Source organism: Neisseria sp. DTU_2020_1000833_1_SI_GRL_NUU_006, assembly GCA_032388755.1.
Classification (GTDB): domain Bacteria; phylum Pseudomonadota; class Gammaproteobacteria; order Burkholderiales; family Neisseriaceae; genus Neisseria; species Neisseria sicca_C.
The window spans coordinates 2344655-2370822 of the sequence record CP135593.1 but is presented as its reverse complement, the minus strand read 5'-3'; the positions used below and the strand labels follow the sequence as shown (position 1 = coordinate 2370822).

Genomic DNA, 26168 nt, shown 5'->3' with positions numbered 1-26168 from the left:
ACCATGCATGCTGTTTTCAGACGACCCCTTTCAGGATTTTTCTGTTTTTAATACATTGAAATAAAATCATTTTAACGAGTTTGATAAAAGAGGCTGCCGAGTCTTCCTCCTTCGCCATATTGCTATTGTTTTACCTGCTGCAATTCATATGGAAACGAAATTCGTCGGATTTTGTATCAAAATTACAAATAAATTAAACGAAGCCAAATACAGAAAAAAGGAAAAAGGTCGTCTGGAACCTTGAAGTCAAGATTTCAGACGACCTTTTGATGATCGAGAAGGAAGATCCGTCTAGTCAATCGAATAGCCGCGCAGGTATTGCGTACGTTCGCGCGTCATGCGGGTATCGCATTGGAGCTTGAGATATTCGGCTTGAGCAGGGTTGTCAGCCTGGGCGGCAGCCTGTTGGCAGTTTTGAATCTTGTTCTGAATCCAGGCACGCTGCTCGGCGAGCAGTTCTTTTTGGACAGTATGCTCCATCCCGTCCCATACCCCTTGGATTTCAGAATCTGCATTACGGTTTTGACGGCGTGCATTGTCCAGATCGTTTTGCGAGAAGGACGGCTCTTCGCGTTTCGCTTCTATATCAGGATGCAGGATTTCGGTTTCCAATCCTGCTGCCTGCGGCACGCCCGATGCTTGGCTGGCGGCATTGTTTTCCAGAATATCTTCCGGAGAAACGACAGGCGGCTCATCGTGTTTGCCTTTTAACAACTTCATGGCATCTTCTTTGCTGACTGCCTTGCCGTCAATCATCACAATACTTTTGACACCGTAGGGCAGCAGCAGCGAGGACAGCGTGCGCGCCGTCATGGAGACAGTGTTGTCTTCCAAAACAGCGTTGCCGTCTTTATCAGGCGTATAACGTACGGAAGTTGAAAGTGTATTGTCGGCAAATTTCAAATTGCTGCCTGTCAGCTTTTGTTCCAGAACTTCGGCTAAAGTCGTTTCGCTGTAAATCAAAGGACTATTGGTTTCCGCCGCATTCAGGACATCGGCAGGAACTCGGATGCTTAAATCCGCACCGCACATGGTTTTGTTGTCTTCATCAATTTGCTGGACATTGGTTAAGCCGATTTCCAGTTCGGAACCGGCAGCAATGACTTTGTCCGCATCGACGAATTGACGGCTGTCGTTGCGGGCAAATGCGCGCGCTTCCTGGCGGATAATGTTTTGGATTTGTGTTTTGATGCTTTGGATGGCGGCGGGATGATTGCATTCCAAAGCCTGCTTGGGCTCATCCTTGCCGCACGCGGCCAATATCAGGACGAGCGGCAAAGCCAGCAGTTTTTTGTTCATAAATATCTCCTTGATGCGGTTGCAGACCAGACCGGACTGCTTTTCAGACGACCATCATAACAAAAGCACTTGCAGCAAGTAAATGTTGCAAGTGCTTTTTCAACGAACCGTTATAAATGCTTACTTATTTGGTGATGACATTTACGAAACCGGAAAGGATTGCCGCGTTAATCAAGTCCACGAAGAACGCGCCGACCATAGGCACAATCAAGAAGGCTTTGTGCGAAGGACCGAAGGTCTGAGTGATGGACTGCATATTGGCAACGGCGGTCGGCGTTGCGCCCAAACCGAAACCGCAGTGGCCTGCCGCCAAAACCGCCGCATCGTAATCGCGTCCCATAAAGACATAAGTCACGAATGTCGCATACAAAATCATCACGACGGTTTGTACGGCGAGAATGATGGTTACAGGACCCGCCAGACCGGTCAGTTCCCACAATTTCAGGTTCAAAAGCGCCATTGCAAGGAAAAGCGACAGGGAGGCATTGCCGAATACGTCGATGGCGCGGTCGAACATATTGACTTTAAACGCAGAAGTCAGAATGTTGCGGATGACGACACCGGCAAACAGACACCATACGAATTTCGGCAAGTCATACAGATATTCTTTGTCGAAGCCGTCCACAATTTCGGCAAATGCCAAACACGCTGCAAACATGGCAAGCGTTTCGACGGCGGATTCGGCGGTAATCAGGCGGGTACGCTTCGCTTGTTCGAACACGTCGTCGGCATGTTCGTCTGAATTCGCCTTTTGTCCGCTTTGATCGATGGGTTTGCGTCCCATTTTGTTGATCAGACGGCGCGCAACCGGACCACCGATCAGGCCGCCGAATACCAAACCGAACGTGGCGGAAGCCATACCCAATCCGGTAGCACCGACCAAGCCGAATTTGTTTTCAAAGTCCGGACCCCATGCGCCTGCGGTACCGTGTCCGCCGGTCAGCGTAATCGAGCCGGTAATCAGACCGATCAGAGGATCCAGTCCCAAAGCTTTTGCCAAGCCGACACCGACGAAATCTTGCACGATGATAAACGCCCCTACGATGGCGGTAAAAATCACCAACGGCAGACCGCCCGCTTTCAGGCGGGAAAAGTCCGCGCTCAAACCGATAGAAGTGAAGAAAATCAGCATGAATGCGTCTTGCAGCGGTTTTTCAAATTTGAAGCTCACGCCGTAGGCTTGATGCAGTGCAAACAGGACAATCGCAGCAATCAAACCGCCTGCCACAGGCTCGGGAATGTTGAAATCGCGCAGGAATTTGACTTTGTTTACCAAAACCCTGCCAATCAACAAAACCAATGTGGCGGCAATCAACGTGTAGTAACTGTTAAATTCCCATTCCATAATCGTTTTACCTCTCAAAATCTCAAAAATGTTTTTCTTAAATCCGCCGTGCGGAATCAAACTGTTGGATATTAGGGGATGGGTTAAAGATTGTCAAAGACTAGTTAGGATTTCAGGCATTTTTATACGGAATACCAAGCAAATAAATGAATTATTTCTTTCAATCATGGTATTACTTTTGACTACTTATTGATTGGTTGTGAACGGTTTATAGGTGTCAATTAAACATTGTTGACAATATATAAATCGGTTTCTAGAAAAACGTCGTTATCAAAAACAGTACTTTCTTAGTGTTCAGACGACCTTTGGCACACGTCTGTCCATCATTGCCAGGATGATACAGAAAAGTTAATATCCGTTAAATTATGGCAATCGCTGTCATACATAACAACCTACAAAGGAGCAAACTATGAACTTTCTGACCGCCGTCAGCCGGCAAATGACCCGATTCACCGCACTGATTATCGTCCTTGCCTCTATCGTTGCCTTTATCGAACCCGCTACCTTTTCATGGGTGAAAGGCGACACGCAAGTCGTCGTACTCGGCATCATTATGCTCGGCATGGGCATGACTCTAGGCAAAGAAGACTATCAAATTTTGGCTAAACGCCCGCTCGATATTTTCATCGGCGCAGTTGCCCAATACACCATTATGCCGCTGCTCGCCATCGGTATCGCCAAAGCCTTCAACCTTTCGCCCGGATTGACGCTGGGTCTGGTTTTGGTCGGTACTTGCCCGGGCGGGGTTTCGTCCAACATCATGAGTTTCCTTGCCAAAGGCGATGTTGCCTTCTCAGTCGGCATGACCACCGTCTCTACCGTCCTCGCCCCCGTTATGACGCCGCTGTGGATGACTTACCTTGTCGGACAAACCGTCGAAATGGACGGCTGGGGCATGTTCAAGTTTATGTTGCTCGTTACCCTGTTGCCTGTCGTTATCGGCTCTGCCGCCAATATGTTGCTGCACAAAAAACACTGGTTTGAAGATGTTCGCGCCATCATGCCCGCCGTTGCCGTTGCCGCCTTTGCCTGCATTGTCGGCGGTGTTGCCGCCGTCCACGGCCACCGTTTTGCCGAATCTGCCTTAGTTATGGTGATCGCCATTGCCGCACACAATATCGGCGGCTACATCCTCGGCTATTACAGCGGCGCGCTAACCGGTATGAACACCGCCAAAAAACGTACCATCGCTATCGAAGTCGGCGTACAAAATGCCGGTCTCGCCACGGGTCTGAGCGCCAAATTCTTCCCGGGTAACGCCGAATCCGCCGTCGCCACCGCCGTCGCCTGCGTCTGGCACTCCTTATCGGGAACCGTTTTAGGCAACTTATTCGCTTGGTGGGATAAACGTAAGCAATAAGCTGTGGTAGTCAGTTCAACCTTCGTTAAATAATCAAAAGGTCGTCTGAAAAACATTTTTCAGACAACCTTTTATCATATTCCGACAAACAACTTTAAACCGGGCGGCAGGCAATCATATAATTCACTTCTGTCGAGTCGCATAAAGAATAGCGGCGGGTCAAGAGATTGTAGGTCATGCCCTTGGTGTCGATAACGTCCAAACCTGCCTGCCTGCACATCCGCGCCAGCTCGGCGGGCGTGATGAATTTCTGCCAATCGTGCGTCCCCTTGGGAACGACGTTCAACACATATTCCGCGCCGACAATCAGATGAAGATAAGACTTAGGATTGCGGTTGATGGTGGAGAAAAACACCATACCGTCAGGTTTCACCAGCTCCGAGCAGGCTTTGACGATGGCTGCGGGATCGGGAACGTGTTCCATCATTTCCATACAGGTTACGACATCGAAGCTGTGCGGCTGTTCGGCGGCAAGGTCTTCGACGCGGATGCAGCGGTAATCGATATTGTCCACACCTTCGGCAGCGGCATGGGCTTGGGCGGTTTGCAACGACTTTTCCGCCATATCGATGCCGGTAACATGCGCCGCGCCGCGTGTTGCCATGCTTTCCGACAAAATCCCGCCGCCGCAGCCGACATCCAAAACACGCTTGCCCGCCAATTGCGCGAACGAGTCGATATAGCCCAAGCGCAGCGGATTGATGTCGTGCAAAGGTTTGAACTCGCCGTTTTTATCCCACCATTTATCCGCAATTTGGCTGAATTTAGCGATCTCGTCCGCATCGACGTTGTGCTGTCCGGCTGCTTCCATCATGATTTTCCTGATTTGGATTTCGGGTTGAAGAGGGTTTCGATTTTATAGCAAAGCGGCAGGATGGAACAGAGACAAACTGCCGCCAGCCGCCAAAAGGTCGCCTGAAAACGCCGCTTACCCTTTTCAGACGACCTTTGACTTGTTTTTACCCCTTCCGCCTTGTTTGCCGCGACCTTTCCCATTAATTTATATAAACTTGCCCACGCATTGCCGAAGCAGCAAACGCCCCCATTCTACATTCAAAAGAAAATCCAATGAAACCATTCATCTGCGCCGCATCCCTATTCTTCCTTGCCGCCTCCGCGCTTGCCTCCGGCAAAGACTTTATCATTTACGACCGCATGGACTACGTCGGCAAACCCGACCTGACCGCCGACAAATTGTCCAAAGTATTCCTGATTTACGAATCCGAGCTGGTGATGCCCGATCCTGCCGGCAAGCGCAAACACGGCGTATTGAACGAAAAACGCACTCGCGAATTGGCGCGCCAGTCCTATCGCGAAGGCTACCGCACCATCTCCACCGACATCGAAACCTGGTTTGCCGAAAAAGACGGACAAATCCTCACCCCTCAAGAGCTTAAAACCGACTTTTCCCGTATGTACCGGATTTTCAAAGAAGAAAATCCCCGCGCCTACATCAGCAACTACGGTTTGCCCGACGAACACCTGCACGCCATCCGCTACTACCAAACTCAGGCGGACAACGAAGCAGTATTGGCAAAATGGCGGCAGTTCAGTAAACGCCGTCAGATGAGCGCAGCCATCAGCGACTACGCCAATCCCGTGTTCTACATCACCACGCCCGATTTGGCGCAATGGGAAAAAGATGTCCAAACCACCGTTACCGACATCAAAAAACGCTATCCCGATAAAAAAATCATCGGCTACCTTTGGCCACAATATTATTCCGCCACAGGTAGTCCTTATTTCAAACAATTTATTGATGCCGAACGTTGGAAAAAAATGCTGGAAATCAGTAAAAAATATACTGATGGTGTGATTATCTGGTCTGACAAACGTGATGAACACAATAGAATCGTCCCATGGACCGATCCTCGCATCCAAGCAATTCTCAAAGCGACCAAATCATTTATCGCTGACCATCCGAAAGACATTCAGGTAGAGAAACTCCAGCCTCCTAAAAATCGTTAAAACGGACTCCTTGCAGTTAAACCCATAGAGGTCGTCTGAAAGATATAAAGGGCTTTCAGACGACCTTAAATATAGGAAATTGTTACGTTGCTTATGCTTTTTTTACCTCGGACAGCTTTTGTTTTTGCTTAAATGTTTCATTAAATAACTATCCAGAAATAACTATCCAGCGTTGTCAAAGGAAGAGCGTGTTTCCTACGTCTATCTATATTCTTGACAATACCGAATCACTTCTTAGTTAGGCATTCGAACAAAAGCTGAAAGTGTAACAACGCTGTTAATTTCTACAACACACATAGATAACAAAAAAACCGAACGAGATATCCGTTCGGTTTCATAAAAGCAACAATTATTGAACTTTAATTTCTACGTCAACACCGGCCGGCAAGTCCAGTTTCATCAGTGCATCGGTAGTTTTGTCAGTCCAATCCACGATGTCCATCAGGCGCAAGTGGGTACGGATTTCCAATTGTTCACGAGAAGTTTTGTTCACGTGTGGAGAACGCAGAATGTTGAAACGCTCGATTTTAGTCGGCAACGGAATCGGACCTTTTACAACGGCACCGGTACGTTTTGCAGTTTCAACGATTTCTTGGGCAGAACGGTCAATCAGGCTGTAATCATAAGCTTTCAGGCGGATACGGATTTTTTGGTTTGCCATTTATCGATATCCTTCAATTAAGCGATGATAGAAGAAACCACACCTGCACCTACGGTACGGCCGCCTTCGCGAATCGCAAAGCGCAAACCTTCTTCCATAGCGATAGGCGCAATCAGTTCTACAGTAATGGCTACGTTCTCACCAGGCATAACCATTTCTACACCTTCTTCCAAAGTAACCGCGCCGGTTACGTCGGTAGTACGGAAGTAGAATTGAGGACGGTAGTTGGCGAAGAACGGAGTATGACGACCACCCTCTTCTTTGCTCAATACGTACACTTCCGCTTTGAATTTGGTGTGCGGAGTGATGGTACCCGGTTTAGCCAATACTTGACCGCGTTCCACTTCTTCGCGTTTGGTACCGCGCAGCAATACGCCTACGTTGTCACCTGCCTGACCTTCGTCCAGCAGTTTGCGGAACATTTCAACACCGGTACAAGTGGTTTTTTGGGTTTCTTTCAGACCTACGATTTCGATCTCGTCACCAACGTGGATGACACCGCGCTCTACACGGCCGGTTACTACGGTACCGCGACCGGAGATGGAGAATACGTCTTCGATAGGCAACAGGAACGGTTTGTCCACGGCACGCTCGGGCGTCGGGATGTAGCTGTCCAATGCGGCAGCCAGTTCGAAGATTTTTTCTTCGTAAGCGGCATCGCCTTCCAAGGCTTTCAGTGCAGAACCTTGTACGATCGGGCAGTCGTCGCCCGGGAAGTCGTAGCTTGACAGCAAGTCACGGATTTCCATTTCAACCAGTTCCAACAATTCGGCATCGTCAACCATATCGCATTTGTTCATGAACACGATGATGTAAGGTACGCCTACTTGGCGGGCCAACAGGATGTGTTCGCGGGTTTGCGGCATAGGACCGTCGGCAGCGGAACATACCAGGATTGCGCCGTCCATTTGTGCGGCACCGGTAATCATGTTTTTAACGTAGTCGGCGTGGCCCGGGCAGTCTACGTGTGCGTAGTGGCGGGTTTCGGTTTCGTATTCTACGTGTGAGGTATTGATGGTAATACCGCGGGCTTTTTCTTCGGGAGCGTTGTCGATTTGGTCGTAAGCTTTTGCAGCACCGCCGAATTTTTTAGCCAAAATAGTAGTCAAAGCAGCAGTCAGAGTGGTTTTACCATGGTCAACGTGACCGATGGTGCCAACGTTTACGTGCGGTTTGCTACGTTCAAATTTTTCCTTAGCCATGAGCTAATTCCTTTACATTAAAGATCGATTAAAGAACAGGGGTGGTCGTCTGAAAAAAATCATTTCAGCCTTTCAGACGACCTATTTGCCTGATTAGCCTTTACGGGCTTCAGTTACAGCAGCAGCTATGTGGGCAGGAGCTTCAGAATATTTCTTGAACTCCATAGAGTAAGTAGCGCGGCCTTGGGTTGCAGAACGCAGGTCGGTCGAATAACCGAACATTTCTGCCAGTGGTACTTCGGCACGGACTTTTTTACCGCCGATACCGTCATCATCCATACCCAATACGACGCCGCGACGACGGTTCAAGTCGCCCATTACGTCACCCATGTATTCTTCAGGGGTTTCCACTTCAACTGCCATGATTGGCTCAAGCAGAGCAGGATTGGCTTTACGCATACCTTCTTTGAAGGCTTGGGAAGCAGCCAATTCAAAGGCCAGTTGAGAGGAGTCGACGTCGTGTGAAGAACCGAAGATCAAACGTACGCGTACGTCAACTACTGGGTAGCCTGCAACAATACCGTTAGGCAGGGTATCGCGGATACCTTTATCGACAGACGGAATGAATTCGCGAGGAATCACACCACCTTTAATTTCGTCGATAAATTCGTAACCTGCACCACCCGGTTCCATAGGTTCCATTTTGATCACAACGTGACCGTATTGACCTTTACCACCGGATTGTTTGGCGTGTTTGTATTCGGCTTCGACTTCTTTGCGGATGGTTTCGCGGTAAGCCACTTGAGGCGCACCGATATTTGCTTCCACGCCGAATTCGCGTTTCATACGGTCAACAATAATCTCCAAGTGCAGCTCACCCATACCGGAAATAATGGTTTGACCAGATTCTTCGTCCGTACGAACACGGAAAGAAGGGTCTTCTTTAGCCAGACGGTTCAGGGCGATACCCATTTTCTCTTGGTCGGCCTTGGTTTTCGGCTCAACGGCAATATGGATTACCGGCTCAGGGAATTCCATGCGTTCCAAGATAATCGGCGCGCTTTCCGCACACAAGGTTTCACCGGTAGTAACGTCTTTCAGACCGATAGCGGCCGCGATATCGCCTGCACGTACTTCTTCGATTTCGGTACGGTCTGCAGCAGTCATTTGTACCAAACGACCGATACGTTCGCGAGTGCCTTTTACAGAGTTCAATACGGTATCACCGGATTTCACGACACCGGAGTAAACGCGGATGAAAGTCAGCTGACCAACGTATTTGTCGTTCAACATTTTGAACGCTAATGCAGAGAATTTCTCTTCATCGCTGGCTTGGCGGCTGTCGGCTTCTTCAGTGTTAGGGTTAACACCTTGAACCGGAGGAATATCGGTAGGAGCAGGCAGCAATTCTACAACTGCGTCCAACATCCGTTGAACACCTTTGTTTTTAAATGCGGAACCACACAACATCGGCTGAATTTCGCCTGCCAAAGTACGTTGACGCAATGCGCCTACGATTTCTTCCTCGGTCAGCTCATCGCCGCCCAAGTATTTGTCCATCAATTCTTCGCTGGCTTCTGCTGCGGCTTCAATCATGTTTTGACGCCATTCTTCAGCAGTTTCAACCAATTCAGCAGGAATGTCACCATAGGTAAAGGTTGTACCTTTATCGGCTTCATTCCAGATGATGGATTTCATTTTCAGCAGGTCAACAACACCGGTGAAACTGTCTTCTGCACCAACCGGGATTACGATAGGTACTGGGTTTGCGCGCAAACGGGTTTTCATTTGCTCGACAACGCGGAAGAAGTTGGCACCTTGACGGTCCATTTTATTTACAAACGCCAAGCGTGGCACTTGGTACTTGTTGGCTTGACGCCATACGGTTTCAGATTGCGGTTGAACACCGCCCACCGCGCAGTAAACCATTACCGCACCATCCAATACACGCATAGAACGCTCTACCTCTACAGTAAAGTCAACGTGTCCCGGGGTATCGATGATGTTGAAACGGTGTTCGGGGAATTGTTTCGCCATACCTGACCAGTAGGAAGTAACGGCAGCAGAGGTAATGGTAATACCACGTTCTTGCTCTTGTTCCATGTAGTCGGTAGTAGCCGCACCATCATGCACCTCGCCCAATTTGTGGGTCAAACCGGTATAGAACAAAATACGTTCTGTAGTCGTGGTTTTACCCGCGTCAATATGGGCGGAAATACCGATGTTGCGGTACAGGCTGATCGGGGTCTTACGAGCCATTTTATTAGCCTTTCAAAATTAGAAACGGAAGTGAGAGAATGCTTTGTTGGCTTCAGCCATGCGGTGTACTTCTTCACGTTTTTTCAACGCACCGCCGCGACCTTCGGACGCATCAATCAACTCGCCTGCCAAACGCAGGTCCATGGATTTCTCACCACGTTTGCGGGCCGCATCGCGAACCCAGCGCATTGCAAGAGCCAGACGGCGTGAAGGACGAACTTCAACAGGAACTTGGTAGTTTGCACCACCCACACGGCGGCTTTTCACTTCCACGATAGGTTTGGCGTTTGCAATGGCTTCGTTGAATACTTCGATTGCTGCTTTGCCGGTTTTTTTCTCGATTTGCTCCAATGCACCGTAAACGATACGTTCGGCAACAGATTTTTTACCGTCAATCATCAATACGTTCATGAATTTAGTCAGCTCGACGCTGCCAAATTTAGGATCAGGCAACACATCGCGCTTGGGGACTTCTCTACGTCTTGGCATTTTAATTTCCTTTAATCTATTCAGTCGGGTCAATTCCCATGAATACCCAAAAGAGCATTCACTTACTCGGCCGTTGTTCAGCTTAGGCGGCCGACGTGCCTATTTAAGTCCCTGTAATTATTTAGGACGCTTAGCACCGTATTTAGAACGGGCTTGTTGTTACGGTCTTTAACACCTGCGGTATCCAAAGAACCGCGTACAGTGTGGTAACGTACACCCGGCAAGTCTTTTACACGACCGCCGCGAATCAGTACGACGCTGTGCTCTTGCAGGTTATGGCCTTCACCACCGATGTATGAAATGACTTCAAAACCGTTGGTCAGGCGGACTTTGCATACTTTACGCAATGCAGAGTTAGGTTTTTTAGGGGTAGTCGTGTATACACGGGTGCACACACCGCGTTTTTGCGGGCAGGCTTCCAGTGCAGGCACTTTGTTTACGTACACGGGCTTTTGACGGCCTTTGCGTACCAATTGGTTAATAGTTGGCATATTTTCTCGTCCTGTTGAGTTAAATACTTGCCGACACCATGTCGGCAAGAGTGGAATTATATTTTTATTGCAAGAGTTTAGTCAAGCAAACGGTAGAGAAAAGTTGGTATTTTGTATTTACTAAGAACTATTTAGCAACTGAGGTCGTCTGAAATGGATAAAGAGTTCTCAAACTCTGCACTCCCTATTTCAGACGACCTTTATCAAAAATAAGTCAGTTCGCAACTCCATTAGAGCCACCCTTCCTACCGTACTTTTCACAACGGCATTGATATAGTGGATTAAATTTAAATCAGGACAAGGCGACGAAGCCGCAGACAGTACAGATAGTACGGCAAGGCGAGGCAACGCCGTACTGGTTTAAAGTTAATCCACTATAATCCACACAGGTCGTCTGAAAAAGAAAACCGCAAGTGATATTGCCTTGCGGTTTTCTTTCAAACAAACATCCTACGGATTATTCATCTCTTGCTTCGATTTCGGAAGCTTCTTGCTCCGCTTCCTGCCATTGCTGGCGACGGCTGCGGTGGTAGGTCAAACCAGTACCGGCAGGAATCAGACGACCTACGATTACGTTCTCTTTCAGACCACGCAACTCGTCTTGTTTGCCCATAATGGCAGCTTCGGTCAGAACGCGGGTCGTTTCTTGGAACGATGCGGCAGAAATGAAGCTGTCGGTTGACAAGGAGGCTTTGGTAATACCCAACAATACGTTTTCGTAACGTGCTGGTTCTTTGCCTTCTTCCAAAGCTTTTTCATTGGCTGTCATGACATCGCCGCGTTCGACTTGCTCACCGGTAATGAATTCGGTTTCACCTGAATCGACAATATTCACACGGCGCAGCATTTGACGGATGATGACTTCGATGTGTTTATCGGAAATCTTCACGCCTTGAAGACGGTAAACCTCTTGCACCTCTTGAACGATATAACGCGCCAGTGCTTCGATACCTTGCAGACGCAGAATATCATGCGGATCAACCGCTCCGTCTACGATGGTTTCACCGCGGTTTACCACTTGACCGTCGTGTACCAGAATTTGTTTCTCTTTGGAAATCAAAGTCTCGTATGCTACGCCGTCTACATCAGTGATAATCAGACGCTGTTTGCCTTTAGTCTCTTTACCGAATGAAACGGTACCGGTGATTTCTGCCAACATACCTGCATCTTTCGGCACACGTGCTTCAAACAACTCGGCAACGCGCGGCAGACCACCGGTAATATCGCGGGTTTTGGAAGAGGCTTGCGGGATACGCGCCAATACGTCGCCTTTACCAAGTTCCTGACCTTCGCGCACGGTAATCACTGCACCCACAGGGAATGCCATAGATACCGGAGTAGAGGTACCCGGAATGCAGATTTCCAGACCGTTTTCATCCAACAGTTTTACAGTAGGACGCAGCAGTTTGGATGCGCTGCCGGAGCGGCGCTTGCCGTCGATAACCACCAAGGTAGACAAACCGGTTACATCGTCAGTTTGTTTGGCAACGGTTACGCCCTCTTCCACGTTTTCGAATTTCACCCAACCTGCGTGTTCGGTAATCATCGGACGGGTATGCGGATCCCAGGTTGCCAACGTTTGACCGGCTTTAATGGCTTCACCATCTTGAACCATCAAGATAGCACCGTAAGGCACTTTGTGGCGTTCGCGTTCACGACCGATGTCATCATGGATAACGACTTCGCAAGAGCGGCCGATAACAACCAATTCGCCTTTGTTGTTGGCAACATAACGCATTTGGCTGCTGAATCGTGCGGTACCGTTGGATTTGGCTTCAACTTGGCTGGCTGCTGCCGCACGGGATGCCGCACCACCGATGTGGAACGTACGCATGGTCAACTGAGTACCCGGTTCACCGATAGACTGAGCGGCAATCACGCCGACTGCCTCACCGGCATTAACCAGTTTGCCGCGTGCCAAGTCGCGACCGTAACAGTGTGCACACAAGCCATGGCGGGTTTTACAAGTAATTGGGGTACGGACTTTGACTTCATCGACACCGGATTGGTCAATCATATCCACCAGTTTTTCAGTCAACAACGTACCGGCTTCAACCAAGGTCTCGCCACTTGACGGATCGACAACGTCAGACGCGGTAACACGACCCAAAATACGATCGCGCAATGCTTCAATCACATCACCACCTTGTACGACTGCCTTCATGACAAAGCCGTCTGAAGTACCACAATCGTCTTCAACAACGACCAAGTCTTGAGTTACGTCTACCAGACGACGGGTCAGGTAACCGGAGTTCGCGGTTTTCAATGCGGTATCCGCCAAACCCTTACGCGCACCGTGGGTCGCAATAAAGTATTGCAATACGGTCAAACCTTCGCGGAAGTTTGAGGTAATCGGCGTTTCAATAATCGAGCCGTCTGGTTTTGCCATCAAACCACGCATACCGGACAACTGTTTAATCTGAGCCGCAGAACCACGAGCACCAGAGTCTGCCATCATATAGATGGAGTTGAATGACTCTTGATCGACTTCGTTGCCATCACGATCGATAACTTTTTGTTTGGACAAGTTATCCATCATCGCTTTAGCAATTTTATCGCCGGCACGACCCCAAATATCCACCACTTTGTTGTAGCGTTCGCCATTGGTTACCAAACCTTGACGGTATTGGTCTTCGATTTCTTTAACCTCGGCATTGGCTTCAGCCAACAAGGCCGCTTTTTCTTTCGGAATCTCCATGTCGTCAACAGCAATGGAAATACCGCCTTTGGCTGCGAATCCGAAACCGGTATACATCAAGTGGTCGGCGAAGATAACCGTATCGCGCAAACCGCATAGGCGGAACGATGCGTTAATCAGCTTGGAAATTTCTTTTTTCTTCAGCGCTTTGTTGATGTATTCGAACGGCAGGCCTTTAGGCAGGATTTCGCTCAACAATGCACGACCGACAGTCGTTTCGTAACGGATAACGACTGGCTCGAATTCGCCGGCTTCGTTTTTCACCCATTCACGCAGCCGTACGGTAATTTTCGTACCCAGCTCAACCTGTTTGGTATGGTATGCACGATGCACTTCTTTCACATCAGCAAACAGACTGCCCTCACCTTTGGCATTGATGCGGTCGCGGGTCATGTAGTACAGACCCAATACGATGTCTTGGGAAGGTACGATAATCGGTTCGCCGTTGGCAGGAGACAATACGTTGTTTGAAGCCAGCATCAGGGTGCGCGCTTCCATTTGCGCTTCCAAGCTCAATGGAACGTGTACCGCCATTTGGTCACCGTCAAAGTCGGCGTTAAACGCGGCACATACCAACGGATGCAGCTGAATGGCTTTACCTTCAATCAGGATGGGTTCAAACGCTTGAATACCCAAACGGTGCAGGGTCGGCGCACGGTTCAGCATAATCGGATGTTCGCGGATGACTTCTTCCAAGATGTCCCATACTTCTGGTACTTCTTGTTCTACCAATTTTTTCGCTGCTTTAACGGTAGAGGCCAGACCTTGTTTTTCCAGTTTATGGAAAATGAACGGTTTGAACAGTTCCAAAGCCATTTTTTTCGGCAGACCGCATTGGTGCAGACGCAGGTACGGACCTACAGTAATCACGGAACGACCGGAGTAGTCCACACGTTTACCCAGCAGGTTTTGACGGAAACGACCGCCCTTACCTTTAATCATGTCGGCCAACGATTTCAGCGGACGTTTGTTGGCACCGGTCATGGCTTTACCGCGACGGCCATTATCCAACAGCGAGTCAACCGCTTCTTGCAACATACGTTTTTCGTTGCGAACAATGATCAGGAGCGTGCAACTCCAACAGACGTTTCAGACGGTTGTTACGGTTGATGACGCGACGGTACAAATCGTTCAAATCGGAAGTGGCAAAACGACCACCGTCCAACGGAACCAGAGGACGCAAATCAGGCGGCAATACCGGCAGCACGTCCATAATCATCCACTCCAGTTTCATACCGGAACGGTGGAAGGCTTCCAACACTTTCAAGCGTTTGGCGATTTTTTTAATTTTGGTATCAGAACCGGTCGACTCAAGCTCTTGGCGCAGGATTTCGATTTCGCCTGCTACATCCAAGGTGCGCAACAATTCGCGGATACCTTCCGCACCCATTTTGGCATCGAAATCGTCGCCGTATTCGTCCAGTTTGTTGTAGTAGTCATCTTCAGTCAGCAATTGACGGCGTTGCAGCGGAGTCATGCCAGGGTCGGTCACAACAAATGCTTCAAAGTACAATACGCGCTCGATGTCGCGCAAAGTCATGTCCAACACCATACCCAAACGAGAAGGCAGGGATTTCAAGAACCAAATGTGTGCCACAGGCGCGGCCAATTCGATATGACCCATGCGTTCGCGGCGCACTTTGGACAAAGTTACTTCCACGCCACATTTTTCACAGGTTACACCTTTAAATTTCAAGCGTTTATATTTTCCGCACAAGCACTCGTAGTCTTTGACCGGACCAAAGATTTTGGCGCAGAACAGACCGTCACGCTCAGGTTTGAACGTACGATAGTTGATGGTTTCAGGCTTTTTAACTTCGCCGTAAGACCATGAACGGATGGTTTCGGGAGAAGCAATGCCGATTTTGATGGCATCAAACTCTTCTTCCATGCCGGCAGTTTGCAACGGATTAAATAAGTTCAACAAATTCATTTTTGCTCCTTGAAGGAAGTATTTTTACCGCGTGGCGGATTTTCGATATTGGAAACGGTACGTTGCGGTTTCAGACGACCTGATATTTTCAGATTTCGATTAATTCATTCTTATTCTGCAACCGCTTTTTCAGACGGCCTAGAGAGGCCGTCTGAAAACTTCTGTTTAGTAACGTTCCAAATCGATATCCAAGCCCAGTGAGCGAATCTCTTTAACCAATACGTTGAAGGACTCAGGCATACCGGCATCGATTTTGTGTTCGCCTTTGACAATGTTCTCGTACATTTTGGTACGGCCTGTTACGTCGTCGGACTTCACGGTCAACATCTCTTGCAGGGTATAGGCTGCGCCGTATGCTTCCAGCGCCCAAACCTCCATCTCACCAAAACGTTGGCCACCGAACTGAGCTTTACCGCCCAGAGGCTGTTGAGTAACCAAACTATACGGACCGGTAGAACGCGCGTGCATTTTTTCGTCAACCAAGTGGTGCAGCTTCAGATAGTGCATCACACCTACTGTTACCTTGCGGTCAAACGGTTCGCCAGAGCGTCCGTCATACAGCGTGATTTGGGTTTTGCTGTCGTTAAAGCCCAGTTTTTCGACTTCAGGATCATCGCTCGGATAAGCCAAATTCAGCATTTCGCGGATTTCGGATTCTTTCGCACCGTCAAACACCGGCGATGCGAAAGATGCGCCTTTACGCAGATTGGAAGCCAGTTCAATGATTTCTTCATCTGTCAGGGCATCCAAATCTTCTTTCTTACCGCTGCCGTTGTAGAGTTTGTTCAAGAACTCGCGTAGCTCGCTGGCTTTGCGTTGCTCTTTCAGCATACGGTCGATACGCTCGCCAATACCTTTTGCCGCCCAACCCAAGTGAACTTCCAAAATCTGACCGATGTTCATACGGGAAGGTACGCCCAACGGATTCAGTACGATGTCCACAGGACGACCGTCCGCCATGTAAGGCATGTCTTCTACAGGCAGAATGCGCGATACCACACCTTTGTTACCGTGGCGGCCCGCCATTTTGTCACCTGCTTGCAGACGGCGTTTGATGGCGATAAAGACTTTCACCATTTTTTGTACGCCTGGTTGCAACTCGTCGCCTTGGGTCAGTTTTTTCTTCTTGATTTCGTACAATTCGTCCGCTTCTTCGCGTTTTTGTTGCAGACTCAATTTAATCAGTTCTAATTGTTTGGCCAAATCTTCATCAGCCAAACGGATATCGAACCAATCGTGTTTGCTAGGCAAACCCGCCAGATATTCTGTCGAAATTTCGCTGCCTTTAGCCAGCTTCATCGGACCGCCGTTGGCTTTTTGGCCGACGATCATACGCTCAATACGGTCGAATGCGTCGTTATCAAAAATACGCAACTGGTCGCCCAAGTCTTGACGGTAACGTTTCAGCTCGGAATCGATAATGAATTGAGCACGTTTGTCGCGTTGGATACCTTCGCGGGTAAAGACTTGAACGTCGATAACCGTACCGCTCATGCCGGTAGGCATACGCAAAGAGGTGTCTTTTACGTCGGATGCTTTTTCGCCGAAGATGGCGCGCAACAGTTTTTCTTCCGGAGTCAGTTGGGTTTCGCCTTTAGGCGTTACTTTACCAACCAATACATCGCCTGCTTCCACTTCCGCACCGATGTAAACGATACCGGATTCATCCAAACGGTTTTGCATACGCTCGGACAAGTTCGGAATATCGCGGGTGATATCTTCCGCACCCAGCTTGGTATCACGGGCAACGACATTCAATTCCTCAATGTGAATCGAAGTATAGCGGTCGTCTGCAGCCACTTTTTCGGAAATCAGAATCGAGTCTTCATAGTTATAACCGTTCCACGGCATGAAGGCGATGGTCATGTTTTGACCCAAGGCCAATTCGCCCAAATCAGTGGATGCACCGTCAGCAATCAAATCGCCGCGTTGCAAAACGTCGCCGGCTTTGACGGCAGGACGCTGATTGATATTGGTAGACTGGTTGGAACGGGTGAATTTCACCAAGTTGTAAATATCGACACCCACTTCACCGGCAGTCGCTTCATCGTCATGAACACGAATCACAACACGGTTGGCGTCAACATACTCAACCACACCACCGCGGCGGGCAACGATTGCAGTAGCAGAGTCAACGGCAACAGAACGCTCAATACCGGTACCAACCATCGGTTTTTCAGGACGCAGGCACGGTACAGCCTGACGTTGCATGTTGGCACCCATCAATGCACGGTTCGCATCATCGTGTTCCAAGAACGGAATCAGGGATGCCGCTACGGATACCACTTGACCGGTTGCCACGTCCATATATTGCACACGGTCAGGCGTTGCCATAATGGTTTCGCCTTTTTCACGACAAGTTACCAAGTCACCAATCAAATTACCGTCTTTGTCCAAATCAGCATTCGCCTGTGCAATCACATAGCGGCCTTCTTCAATGGCAGACAAGTAATCGATTTCCTCGGTTACTTTACCGTCGATAACGCGGCGATAAGGAGTTTCCAAGAAACCATAATCATTGGTACGTGCATAAACGGACAATGAGTTAATCAAACCGATGTTCGGACCTTCAGGCGTTTCAATCGGACATACGCGGCCATAGTGAGTCGGATGCACGTCTCGCACCTCGAAACCGGCACGTTCACGGGTCAAACCACCCGGGCCTAACGCAGATACACGGCGTTTATGGGTTACTTCAGACAAGGGGTTGGTCTGATCCATAAACTGACTCAATTGGCTTGAGCCGAAGAATTCTTTGATGGCAGCAGAAACAGGTTTCGCATTAATTAAATCATGCGGCATTAAGTTTTCTGATTCTGCCTGATTCAAGCGTTCTTTTACGGCACGTTCCACACGAGCCAAACCACTGCGGAATTGGTTTTCAGTCAACTCACCTACCGAACGCACACGACGGTTACCCAAGTGGTCGATATCGTCCACTTCGCCATGACCGTTACGCAACTCAACCAAAGTAGCAATAGAAGCAACAATATCTTCGACGCTCAGAACATAACCGCCTTTTTCGGCAGCACCCGCGAAGGTTTCGTTCAACAAACGGCCATACCAAGAATGTTGTTGTGCTTCAGACAATTTTTGTTCATAAGTACGCGTATTGAATTTCATACGGCCTACGCGAGAGACAAATCGTAGCTGTCTTCACTGAAGAACAAGCGGTTAAACAACTGCTCGACTGCTTCCTCGGTAGGCGGTTCGCCCGGGCGCATCATGCGGTAAATCGCAACACGTGCTGCTTGCTGATCAACAGTCTCATCAGTGCGCAGAGTATTGGAAATGTAGCCACCCTGATCCAATTCATTAATGTAAAGCGTAGTAAGCTGTTTTACACCATGGATATCAAATTTTGCCAATAATTCTTCAGTGATTTCATCATTGGCCACAGCCAATACTTCACCCGTTTCAGGGTCAATCAAATCCGCGGCCAAAGCTTTGCCAATCAGGCTTTCCGGCTCCACATCCAAACGAGTCAATCCTGCATTGCTAATATCACGGATATTTTTTGCGGTAATACGTTTACCCTTAGCAACCAATACGTTGCCTTCTTTATCCAAGATATCAACTTTGGCAGTTTCACCTTTCAGACGACCTACAACCAAATCAGTTTGGACACCATTTTCAGACAGATAGAACGTTTCTTTATCGTAGAAAATATCCAAGATCTGCTCATTGTTGTAGCCCAAGGCCTTCAACAAAATCGTAACCGGCATTTTACGGCGACGGTCGATACGGAAATACAGCAAATCTTTCGGGTCAAATTCGAAATCCAACCACGAACCACGGTAAGGAATGATTCGAGCAGAGAACAACAATTTACCGGAGGAATGAGTTTTACCACGGTCATGCTCAAAGAACACACCGGGAGAACGATGCAACTGAGAAACAATTACACGCTCGGTACCGTTAATGACAAACGAACCACTTGGAGTCATCAATGGGATTTCGCCCATGTACACTTCATTTTCACGAACTTCTTTGACTGTCGGTTTAGACGCTTCCTTGTCTAAAATAACCAGTCGGATACGCGCGCGCAAAGGGGCTGCATAAGTGATTCCGCGCAATTGACATTCAGGAATATCGAACAAAGGCTCACCCAACGTGTAATGCACAAACTCCAGACGCGCATAACCATTGTGGCTTACGATAGGGAAAATAGAATTAAATGCAGCCTGCAGACCATCGTCAGTGCGCTGATCGAAAGCATTTTCTAATTGCAGAAATTTCGCATAAGAATCAATTTGTGTTGCCAACAAAAAGGGAACGTCCAATACGTTCTCTCGTTTCGCAAAACTCTTACGGATACGTTTTTTCTCGGTAAACGAATAGTTCATATACACTCCGAAAAGCAATTTTAAAGAAAGAGGTCGTCTGAAATAACGCCTATTGTTTGTATTATTTACATTTATTTAAACTTAACTTGCGAATAAATTGCAAATAAATGTAAATAACAAATTAGCCTAATAACAATAAGCAAAATAAGGCTGGCAGAAAACTGCCAGCCTTCACAGGAAGCATCAAATTATTTGATTTCGACTTTAGCGCCGGCTTCTTCCAATTGTTTTTGGATGTCTTCAGCTTCAGCTTTAGAAACACCTTCTTTAAGAGTTTTAGGTGCACCATCAACGATGTCTTTAGCTTCTTTCAGACCCAGACCAGTAATTGCGCGGACTACTTTAATCACGCCAACTTTTTGATCACCGGCAGAAGCCAATACTACGTCAAATTCAGTTTTTTCTTCAGCGGCAGCAGCACCAGCACCAGCAGGACCTGCAACTGCAACTGCAGCAGCAGAAACGCCAAATTTTTCTTCAAAAGCTTTAACCAAGTCGTTCAATTCCATTACGGTCAAAGAACCAACTGCTTCCAAAATGTCTTCTTTAGTAATAGCCATGCTATTTATACTCCAAATATTGTATTAAAAAATAATTGATTAACAGAAACAAAATTGATTAAGCGGCTTCTTCGCCTGCTTTTTTCTCTGCCAAAGCAGCCAAACCGCGCGCAAAGCCTGATACAGGAGCTTGCATAACGAACAACAGTTTGGACAACAGCTCTTCGCGGCTCGGAATAGAAGCCAACTCAGCAACCTGAGCAGCATTCATTACTTCACCATTGTAAGAACCGGCTTTAACTACAATCTTGTCATCTTTTTTCGCGAATTGGTGCAACACTTTAGCAGCAGCAACAGCATCTTCAGAAGCAGCATAAACCAATGGACCAACCATTTGATCAGCCAAAGCTGCGAATGAAGTACCCTCTACTGCACGACGAGCCAATGTGTTTTTCAGAACGCGCAAGTAAACGCCTTCTTTACGCGCATTAGCGCGAAGCTCAGTCATACTGGAAACACTGATACCGCGATATTCAGCAACCACGAGAGTCTGAGCGTTAGCAATTGCTGCGCTGATTTCCTCTACGGCTACTTTCTTGGTTTCAATATTGAGACTCAAGGTCTACCTCCCACTGTTTATAAACAGGATATCGGAATGATATCCCACCAGCGCGGTAACCTAAAAAGACATCTTACAAGCAATCTTGTAATGTGTTTCAGGACTACCGTCTGCGTAGGGCAGTTACGATTAAATCTTGCGATCCCTACGGTCTTGGACATCTACTTAATTCTAAGTAGCCCAAATTCAAGCAACTCTATTTTGAGTTGCTTGAAAATTTCTTAGATTAGTTATTCACGCTTGATGTATCAACGCGAACACCTAAACCCATAGTGCTGGATACAGCAACTTTTTTCAGGTACTGACCTTTAGCAGCAGCAGGTTTAGCTTTAACGATAGCATCCAGCAATGCATCAAAGTTCTCTTTCAAATCAGCCTCAGCGAATGAAGCACGACCGATAGTTGCATGAACGATACCAGCTTTGTCTGTACGATATTGCACTTGACCTGCTTTTGCATTTTTAACTGCTTCAGCCACATTAGGAGTAACAGTACCTACTTTAGGGTTTGGCATCAAGCCGCGTGGACCCAAGATGGTACCCAATTGACCAACGATGCGCATTGCATCAGGAGAAGCAATAACAACGTCAAAGTTCAGATTACCTGCTTTAATCTCAGCAGCCAAATCTTCAAAGCCGACAACATCAGCACCAGCTTCTTTAGCTGCATCAGCATTTGCACCTTGAGTAAATACTGCTACGCGGGTTGTTTTACCGGTACCTTTAGGCAGAACAACTGAACCACGGATAACTTGGTCAGATTTACGCGGATCAACACCCAAGTTGAAAGATACGTCAACAGACTCGTCAAATTTAGCAGTGGCTGCTTTTTTTACCAAAGCAATTGCTTCATCAATTGCATATAATTTATTGGCTTCAACAGAAGAGCGCAAAGCTTTCAAGCGTTTAGATACTTTAGCCATTATACAACACCCTCCACATCCAAACCCATTGAACGAGCAGAACCAGCAATAGTGCGAACAGCGGCATCCAAATCAGCAGCAGTCAAATCAGGTTCTTTAGTTTTAGCAATTTCTTCCAACTGAGCACGGGTCAATTTACCCACTTTATTGGTCAGAGGATTAGAACTACCTTTTTGCAAACCGGCGGCTTTTTTCAACAGAATAGAGGCCGGAGGAGTTTTCATCACAAAAGTGAATGACTTATCCGCAAATGCAGTAATTACAACTGGAATCGGCAAACCAGGCTCCATGCCTTGAGTTGCAGCATTAAATGCTTTACAGAATTCCATAATATTCAGACCACGTTGACCCAAAGCAGGACCAACTGGGGGAGATGGATTGGCTTTACCTGCAGGAATTTGCAGTTTGATATAGCCGATAATTTTCTTTGCCACTTATAGGACTCCTAAAAACGGGTATAGCGCGGAACCATTTCCGCTTCCCAAAAAAGAATTCAGCATTATATTTACTTAGAGATTTTTTTTCAAGGGATTTAAAAACTTAAATCTTTTCTACTTGACCAAACTCCAACTCAACCGGGGTTTCACGACCAAAAATCTGAACAGAAACCCTCAATTTATTACGCTCATAATTCACTTCATCTACAATACCGTTGAAGTCAGCAAAAGGTCCTTCGTTTACACGAACTTGCTGCCCCACTTCAAATTCAACTTTAGGTTTAGGCTTCTCAACCCCAGAACGAACCTGTTGCAAGATTGCATCAGCCTCTCTTTGAGAAATCGGAGTAGGCTTATTTGCCGTACCACCAATAAAGCCTGAAACACGAGGAGTACTTTTCACCAAATGCCATGAGTCATCAGTCATTTCCATTTCGACCAAAACATAGCCCGGATAGAACTTACGCTCACTAATGGTTTTGCGACCATTTTTAATATCGACCACTTCTTCAACCGGAACAAGAATCTGACCGAAATAACCTTCCATACCTTCACGAGCGATACGCTCTTTTAGGGTCTTCTGGACATTTTTCTCAAAGCCGGAATAAGCCTGCACAACATACCAACGTTTTGACATTTTTACCCCCTCTTCAACAACACATCAAAAAACAGCCAAGAAATAGCACTGTCTGCCGCGTAAATAAATACTGCCAAGATTGCTACAAATATAACGACGAAGATCGTCATCTTAACTGCATCATCCCGCGTAGGCCAAACAACTTTTTTAAACTCAGACCATGAGTTTTTAAAATAGGAAAGCAGCCCTTCTCGCTTAGGCGGCGTAGAATGATTGCCGGATGTTACAAGCTGACCCGACTTTTCTGCTTTATGTTCAGATGTATGTTCAGTCATCTTTACTCACTCACCACAGCATCAAAGTCGCACTATCTCACTCATGCAATGGTTTAAATTAATTACTAAAAAAGAAATGCAAAAAAATTAACCGGCACAGGGCCGGTTAATTTTTTATTTGGCAGGCCAAGAGGGTCTCGAACCCCCAACCCTCGGTTTTGGAGACCGATACTCTACCAATTGAGCTATTGGCCTCTAAACTTAAGCGATGATAGAAGAAACCACACCCGCACCTACGGTACGGCCACCTTCGCGAATCGCAAAGCGCAGACCTTCTTCCATAGCGATAGGTGCAATCAGTTCCACAGTAATAGCTACGTTCTCACCAGGCATAACCATTTCTACACCTTCTTCCAAAGTAACCGCGCCGGTTACGTCGGTAGTACGGAAGTAGAATTGAGGACGATAGTTGGCGAAGAACGGAGTATGACGACCACCCTCTTCTTTGCTCAATACGTACACTTCCGCTTTGAATTTGGTGTGCGGAGTGATGGTACCCGGTTTAGCCAATACTTGACCGCGTTCCACTTCTTCGCGTTTGGTACCGCGCAGCAATACGCCTACGTTGTCACCTGCTTGACCTTCGTCCAGCAGTTTGCGGAACATTTCAACACCGGTACAAGTGGTTTTTTGGGTTTCTTTCAGACCTACGATTTCGATCTCGTCACCAACGTGGATGACACCGCGCTCTACACGGCCGGTCACTACGGTACCGCGACCGGAGATGGAGAATACGTCTTCGATAGGCAACAGGAACGGTTTATCCACGGCACGCTCGGGAGTCGGGATGTAGCTGTCCAATGCGGCAGCCAGTTCGAAGATTTTTTCTTCGTAAGCGGCATCGCCTTCCAAGGCTTTCAGTGCAGAACCTTGTACGATCGGGCAGTCGTCGCCTGGGAAGTCGTAGCTTGACAGCAAGTCACGGATTTCCATTTCAACCAGTTCCAACAATTCGGCATCGTCAACCATATCGCATTTGTTCATGAACACGATGATGTAAGGTACGCCTACTTGGCGGGCCAACAGGATGTGTTCGCGGGTTTGCGGCATAGGACCGTCGGCAGCGGAACATACCAGGATTGCGCCGTCCATTTGTGCGGCACCGGTAATCATGTTTTTAACGTAGTCGGCGTGGCCCGGGCAGTCTACGTGTGCGTAGTGGCGGGTTTCGGTTTCGTATTCTACGTGTGAGGTATTGATGGTAATACCGCGGGCTTTTTCTTCGGGAGCGTTGTCGATTTGGTCGTAAGCTTTTGCAGCACCGCCGAATTTTTTAGCCAAAATAGTAGTCAAAGCAGCAGTCAGAGTGGTTTTACCATGGTCAACGTGACCGATGGTGCCAACGTTTACGTGCGGTTTGCTACGTTCAAATTTTTCCTTTGCCATGGCAAATTTCCTATCTTTAAAATACTGAGAAAATGGTATTTGGTGCCCATGGGCAGATTTGAACTGCCGGCCTCTCCCTTACCAAGGGAGTGCTCTACCCCTGAGCTACATGGGCCAATAGACTATTGGAGCGGGTGAAGGGAATCGAACCCTCACCGTAAGCTTGGAAGGCTTCTGCTCTACCATTGAGCTACACCCGCAGACTTACTGCATCAATGCTCCAACACATTGGAATTTGGTGGTGGGAGAAGGATTCGAACCTTCGAAGCTCTCGCAACAGATTTACAGTCTGCCCCCTTTGACCGCTCGGGAATCCCACCATAAGAGAACGCAAGTTTATTCGTGACTCAGATTTTCGTCAAGTTCTTTTTTAATTTTGTTTTCTTAAAATCACTCAATTTATTGCTTTAAAAAAGAATTTATTTGAACTGAATGATTTTTTCGTATTTTGCCATCAGCTCTTCGTGCGTTTCCGGATGCTCTTCATCAATCAGGATGCAGTCCACGGGGCATACCTGCTGACATTGCGGCTCATCGTAATGGCCTACGCACTGCGTACACAAATTAGGGTTGATTTCGTAAATTTCCTCGCCTTGCGAGATGGCGTCATTGGGGCACTCCGGCTCGCAAACGTCACAGTTAATGCACTCATCTGTAATAAAGAGCGACATTTCTTTTCCTTTTTCATTTAAATTATCAAAACCGATTGGGCGCGGATTATAGCACAAACGCGTCAAAAACAATCCGTTTAGGCGAATGTTTACACCCTGGTAATGATTCTCAAATCTCTTACTATTCAGCTACTTGGACAAACTGCAAGAGCACAAAACCGCTCTTACCCGCCCGTCCTTCGCGATAAGGCTCCAGCCACTCGGGGAAATCGGGCAGCTCGCCTGCTTCAATATAGACCATTGCCCCGTTTTTCAAGCTGTTTTTCAAAGAAGCAAACAAATTTTCCCAATCCCGCCACGCAAACGGCGGATCCAAAAAGACCACATCAAACTTTTCAGACGACCTCTGCAGATACGCAAGGCCATCGGTATTGAGGATTTCCAGTTTATCCAAACCCAATGCTCTGGCGTTTTGCCGCAGCATATCGGCAGTTTTGCGATTATTATCTGCCAGCACCACCCTCTTCGCGTTACGGGACGCGGCTTCAAATCCCAACGCGCCGCTTCCGGCAAACAAATCCAACGCATTCAGACCGGTCAAATCCTGACCCAGCCAATTGAAAAGTTTTTCGCGGACACTGTCAGGCGTTGGACGCAGACCGTCCGCATCTGCAAAAACCAGTTTCCGTCCCCTGCATTGCCCGCCGATGATGCGGACTTGATTTGAATGTTTGCTGTGTTTGCTCATAATTAAAACAAATCGTCCGACAGTTTCAGACGACCTCTAAAG

At 47.8% G+C, this 26168-nt stretch carries 18 protein-coding genes, 4 tRNA genes and 3 pseudogenes; 2 read left to right on the top strand and 23 right to left on the bottom strand.

What is annotated here, in order from left to right:
* Positions 1-291 precede the first annotated feature (291 nt).
* Positions 292-1299 (bottom strand): lysozyme inhibitor LprI family protein, encoded by a 1008-nt coding sequence (locus RSJ68_11575; GenBank protein WNU97021.1) that lies wholly within the window; start codon positions 1297-1299, stop codon positions 292-294.
* Between the two features lie 124 nt (positions 1300-1423).
* Complete coding sequence (gltS, locus tag RSJ68_11570; protein WNU97020.1) at positions 1424-2644, bottom strand: sodium/glutamate symporter; 1221 nt, start codon at positions 2642-2644, stop codon at positions 1424-1426.
* Positions 2645-3053: 409 nt separating this feature from the next.
* Between gltS and RSJ68_11565 the strand changes: the two genes are divergently transcribed.
* Positions 3054-4004 carry a bile acid:sodium symporter family protein gene (locus tag RSJ68_11565; GenBank protein ID WNU97019.1) on the top strand — a complete coding sequence of 317 codons (951 nt, stop codon included), beginning with the start codon at positions 3054-3056 and terminating at the stop codon, positions 4002-4004.
* A gap of 94 nt (positions 4005-4098) precedes the next feature.
* Here RSJ68_11565 and ubiG read toward each other — a convergent pair whose 3' ends face one another.
* Positions 4099-4818 carry a bifunctional 2-polyprenyl-6-hydroxyphenol methylase/3-demethylubiquinol 3-O-methyltransferase UbiG gene (gene ubiG, locus RSJ68_11560; GenBank protein ID WNU97018.1) on the bottom strand — a complete coding sequence of 240 codons (720 nt, stop codon included), beginning with the start codon at positions 4816-4818 and terminating at the stop codon, positions 4099-4101.
* A 254-nt stretch (positions 4819-5072) separates the two neighbouring features.
* Here ubiG and RSJ68_11555 point away from each other — a divergent pair, with 254 nt between their 5' ends.
* Positions 5073-5972, top strand: a complete 900-nt coding sequence (locus RSJ68_11555; GenBank protein ID WNU97017.1) for a hypothetical protein — start codon at positions 5073-5075, stop codon at positions 5970-5972.
* 349 nt (positions 5973-6321) lie between these two features.
* On the opposite strand, the gene rpsJ is transcribed toward RSJ68_11555, so the two are convergent.
* The 20 genes and pseudogenes from rpsJ to rsmD form a co-directional block, all read right to left on the bottom strand.
* Positions 6322-6633, bottom strand: a complete 312-nt coding sequence (gene rpsJ, locus RSJ68_11550; GenBank protein ID WNU97016.1) for a 30S ribosomal protein S10 — start codon at positions 6631-6633, stop codon at positions 6322-6324.
* A gap of 17 nt (positions 6634-6650) precedes the next feature.
* Entirely contained in the window at positions 6651-7835 is a 1185-nt protein-coding gene (tuf, locus tag RSJ68_11545) for an elongation factor Tu (protein WNU97015.1), read from the bottom strand.
* 93 nt (positions 7836-7928) lie between these two features.
* Positions 7929-10034 (bottom strand): elongation factor G, encoded by a 2106-nt coding sequence (fusA, locus tag RSJ68_11540; GenBank protein WNU97014.1) that lies wholly within the window; start codon positions 10032-10034, stop codon positions 7929-7931.
* An 18-nt stretch (positions 10035-10052) separates the two neighbouring features.
* A complete protein-coding gene (rpsG, locus tag RSJ68_11535; GenBank protein ID WNU97013.1) occupies positions 10053-10523 on the bottom strand; it encodes a 30S ribosomal protein S7 in 471 nt (156 codons plus the stop codon).
* A 117-nt stretch (positions 10524-10640) separates the two neighbouring features.
* A pseudogene (gene rpsL, locus RSJ68_11530) lies at positions 10641-11014 on the bottom strand (30S ribosomal protein S12).
* A gap of 457 nt (positions 11015-11471) precedes the next feature.
* Positions 11472-15645: pseudogene (gene rpoC, locus RSJ68_11525) on the bottom strand (DNA-directed RNA polymerase subunit beta').
* Positions 15646-15810: 165 nt separating this feature from the next.
* Positions 15811-19991: pseudogene (gene rpoB, locus RSJ68_11520) on the bottom strand (DNA-directed RNA polymerase subunit beta).
* A gap of 188 nt (positions 19992-20179) precedes the next feature.
* Positions 20180-20551, bottom strand: coding sequence for a 50S ribosomal protein L7/L12 (gene rplL / locus RSJ68_11515; GenBank protein ID WNU97012.1), 372 nt, complete (start codon positions 20549-20551; stop codon positions 20180-20182).
* A 58-nt stretch (positions 20552-20609) separates the two neighbouring features.
* The gene (gene rplJ, locus RSJ68_11510) at positions 20610-21110 is read right to left on the bottom strand and encodes a 50S ribosomal protein L10 (GenBank protein WNU97011.1); all 501 of its coding nucleotides are present in this window, start codon (positions 21108-21110) and stop codon (positions 20610-20612) included.
* 226 nt (positions 21111-21336) lie between these two features.
* The gene (rplA, locus tag RSJ68_11505) at positions 21337-22032 is read right to left on the bottom strand and encodes a 50S ribosomal protein L1 (protein ID WNU97010.1); all 696 of its coding nucleotides are present in this window, start codon (positions 22030-22032) and stop codon (positions 21337-21339) included.
* Positions 22032-22466: a 50S ribosomal protein L11 gene (rplK, locus tag RSJ68_11500; protein WNU97009.1), complete on the bottom strand. Its 435-nt coding sequence runs from the start codon at positions 22464-22466 to the stop codon at positions 22032-22034. Before rplK ends, rplA begins: the two co-directional genes overlap by 1 nt.
* A 106-nt stretch (positions 22467-22572) precedes the next feature.
* On the bottom strand, positions 22573-23106 hold the full coding sequence (gene nusG, locus RSJ68_11495; protein ID WNU97008.1) for a transcription termination/antitermination protein NusG: 534 nt from the start codon (positions 23104-23106) through the stop codon (positions 22573-22575).
* Between the two features lie 2 nt (positions 23107-23108).
* Positions 23109-23381, bottom strand: coding sequence for a preprotein translocase subunit SecE (gene secE / locus RSJ68_11490; protein WNU97007.1), 273 nt, complete (start codon positions 23379-23381; stop codon positions 23109-23111).
* Positions 23382-23500: 119 nt separating this feature from the next.
* Positions 23501-23576 (bottom strand) — tRNA-Trp (locus tag RSJ68_11485).
* Between the two features lie 6 nt (positions 23577-23582).
* On the bottom strand, positions 23583-24767 hold the full coding sequence (gene tuf, locus RSJ68_11480) for an elongation factor Tu (GenBank protein WNU97006.1): 1185 nt from the start codon (positions 24765-24767) through the stop codon (positions 23583-23585).
* Positions 24768-24807: 40 nt separating this feature from the next.
* Positions 24808-24882, bottom strand: a tRNA-Thr gene (locus RSJ68_11475).
* Positions 24883-24893: 11 nt separating this feature from the next.
* A tRNA-Gly gene (locus RSJ68_11470) sits at positions 24894-24967 on the bottom strand.
* A gap of 36 nt (positions 24968-25003) precedes the next feature.
* Positions 25004-25087: transfer RNA gene (locus tag RSJ68_11465), tRNA-Tyr, on the bottom strand.
* Between the two features lie 99 nt (positions 25088-25186).
* Positions 25187-25438: a YfhL family 4Fe-4S dicluster ferredoxin gene (locus tag RSJ68_11460; protein ID WNU97005.1), complete on the bottom strand. Its 252-nt coding sequence runs from the start codon at positions 25436-25438 to the stop codon at positions 25187-25189.
* Between the two features lie 121 nt (positions 25439-25559).
* Entirely contained in the window at positions 25560-26126 is a 567-nt protein-coding gene (gene rsmD / locus RSJ68_11455; GenBank protein WNU97004.1) for a 16S rRNA (guanine(966)-N(2))-methyltransferase RsmD, read from the bottom strand.
* Between the last annotated feature and the right edge of the window lie 42 nt (positions 26127-26168).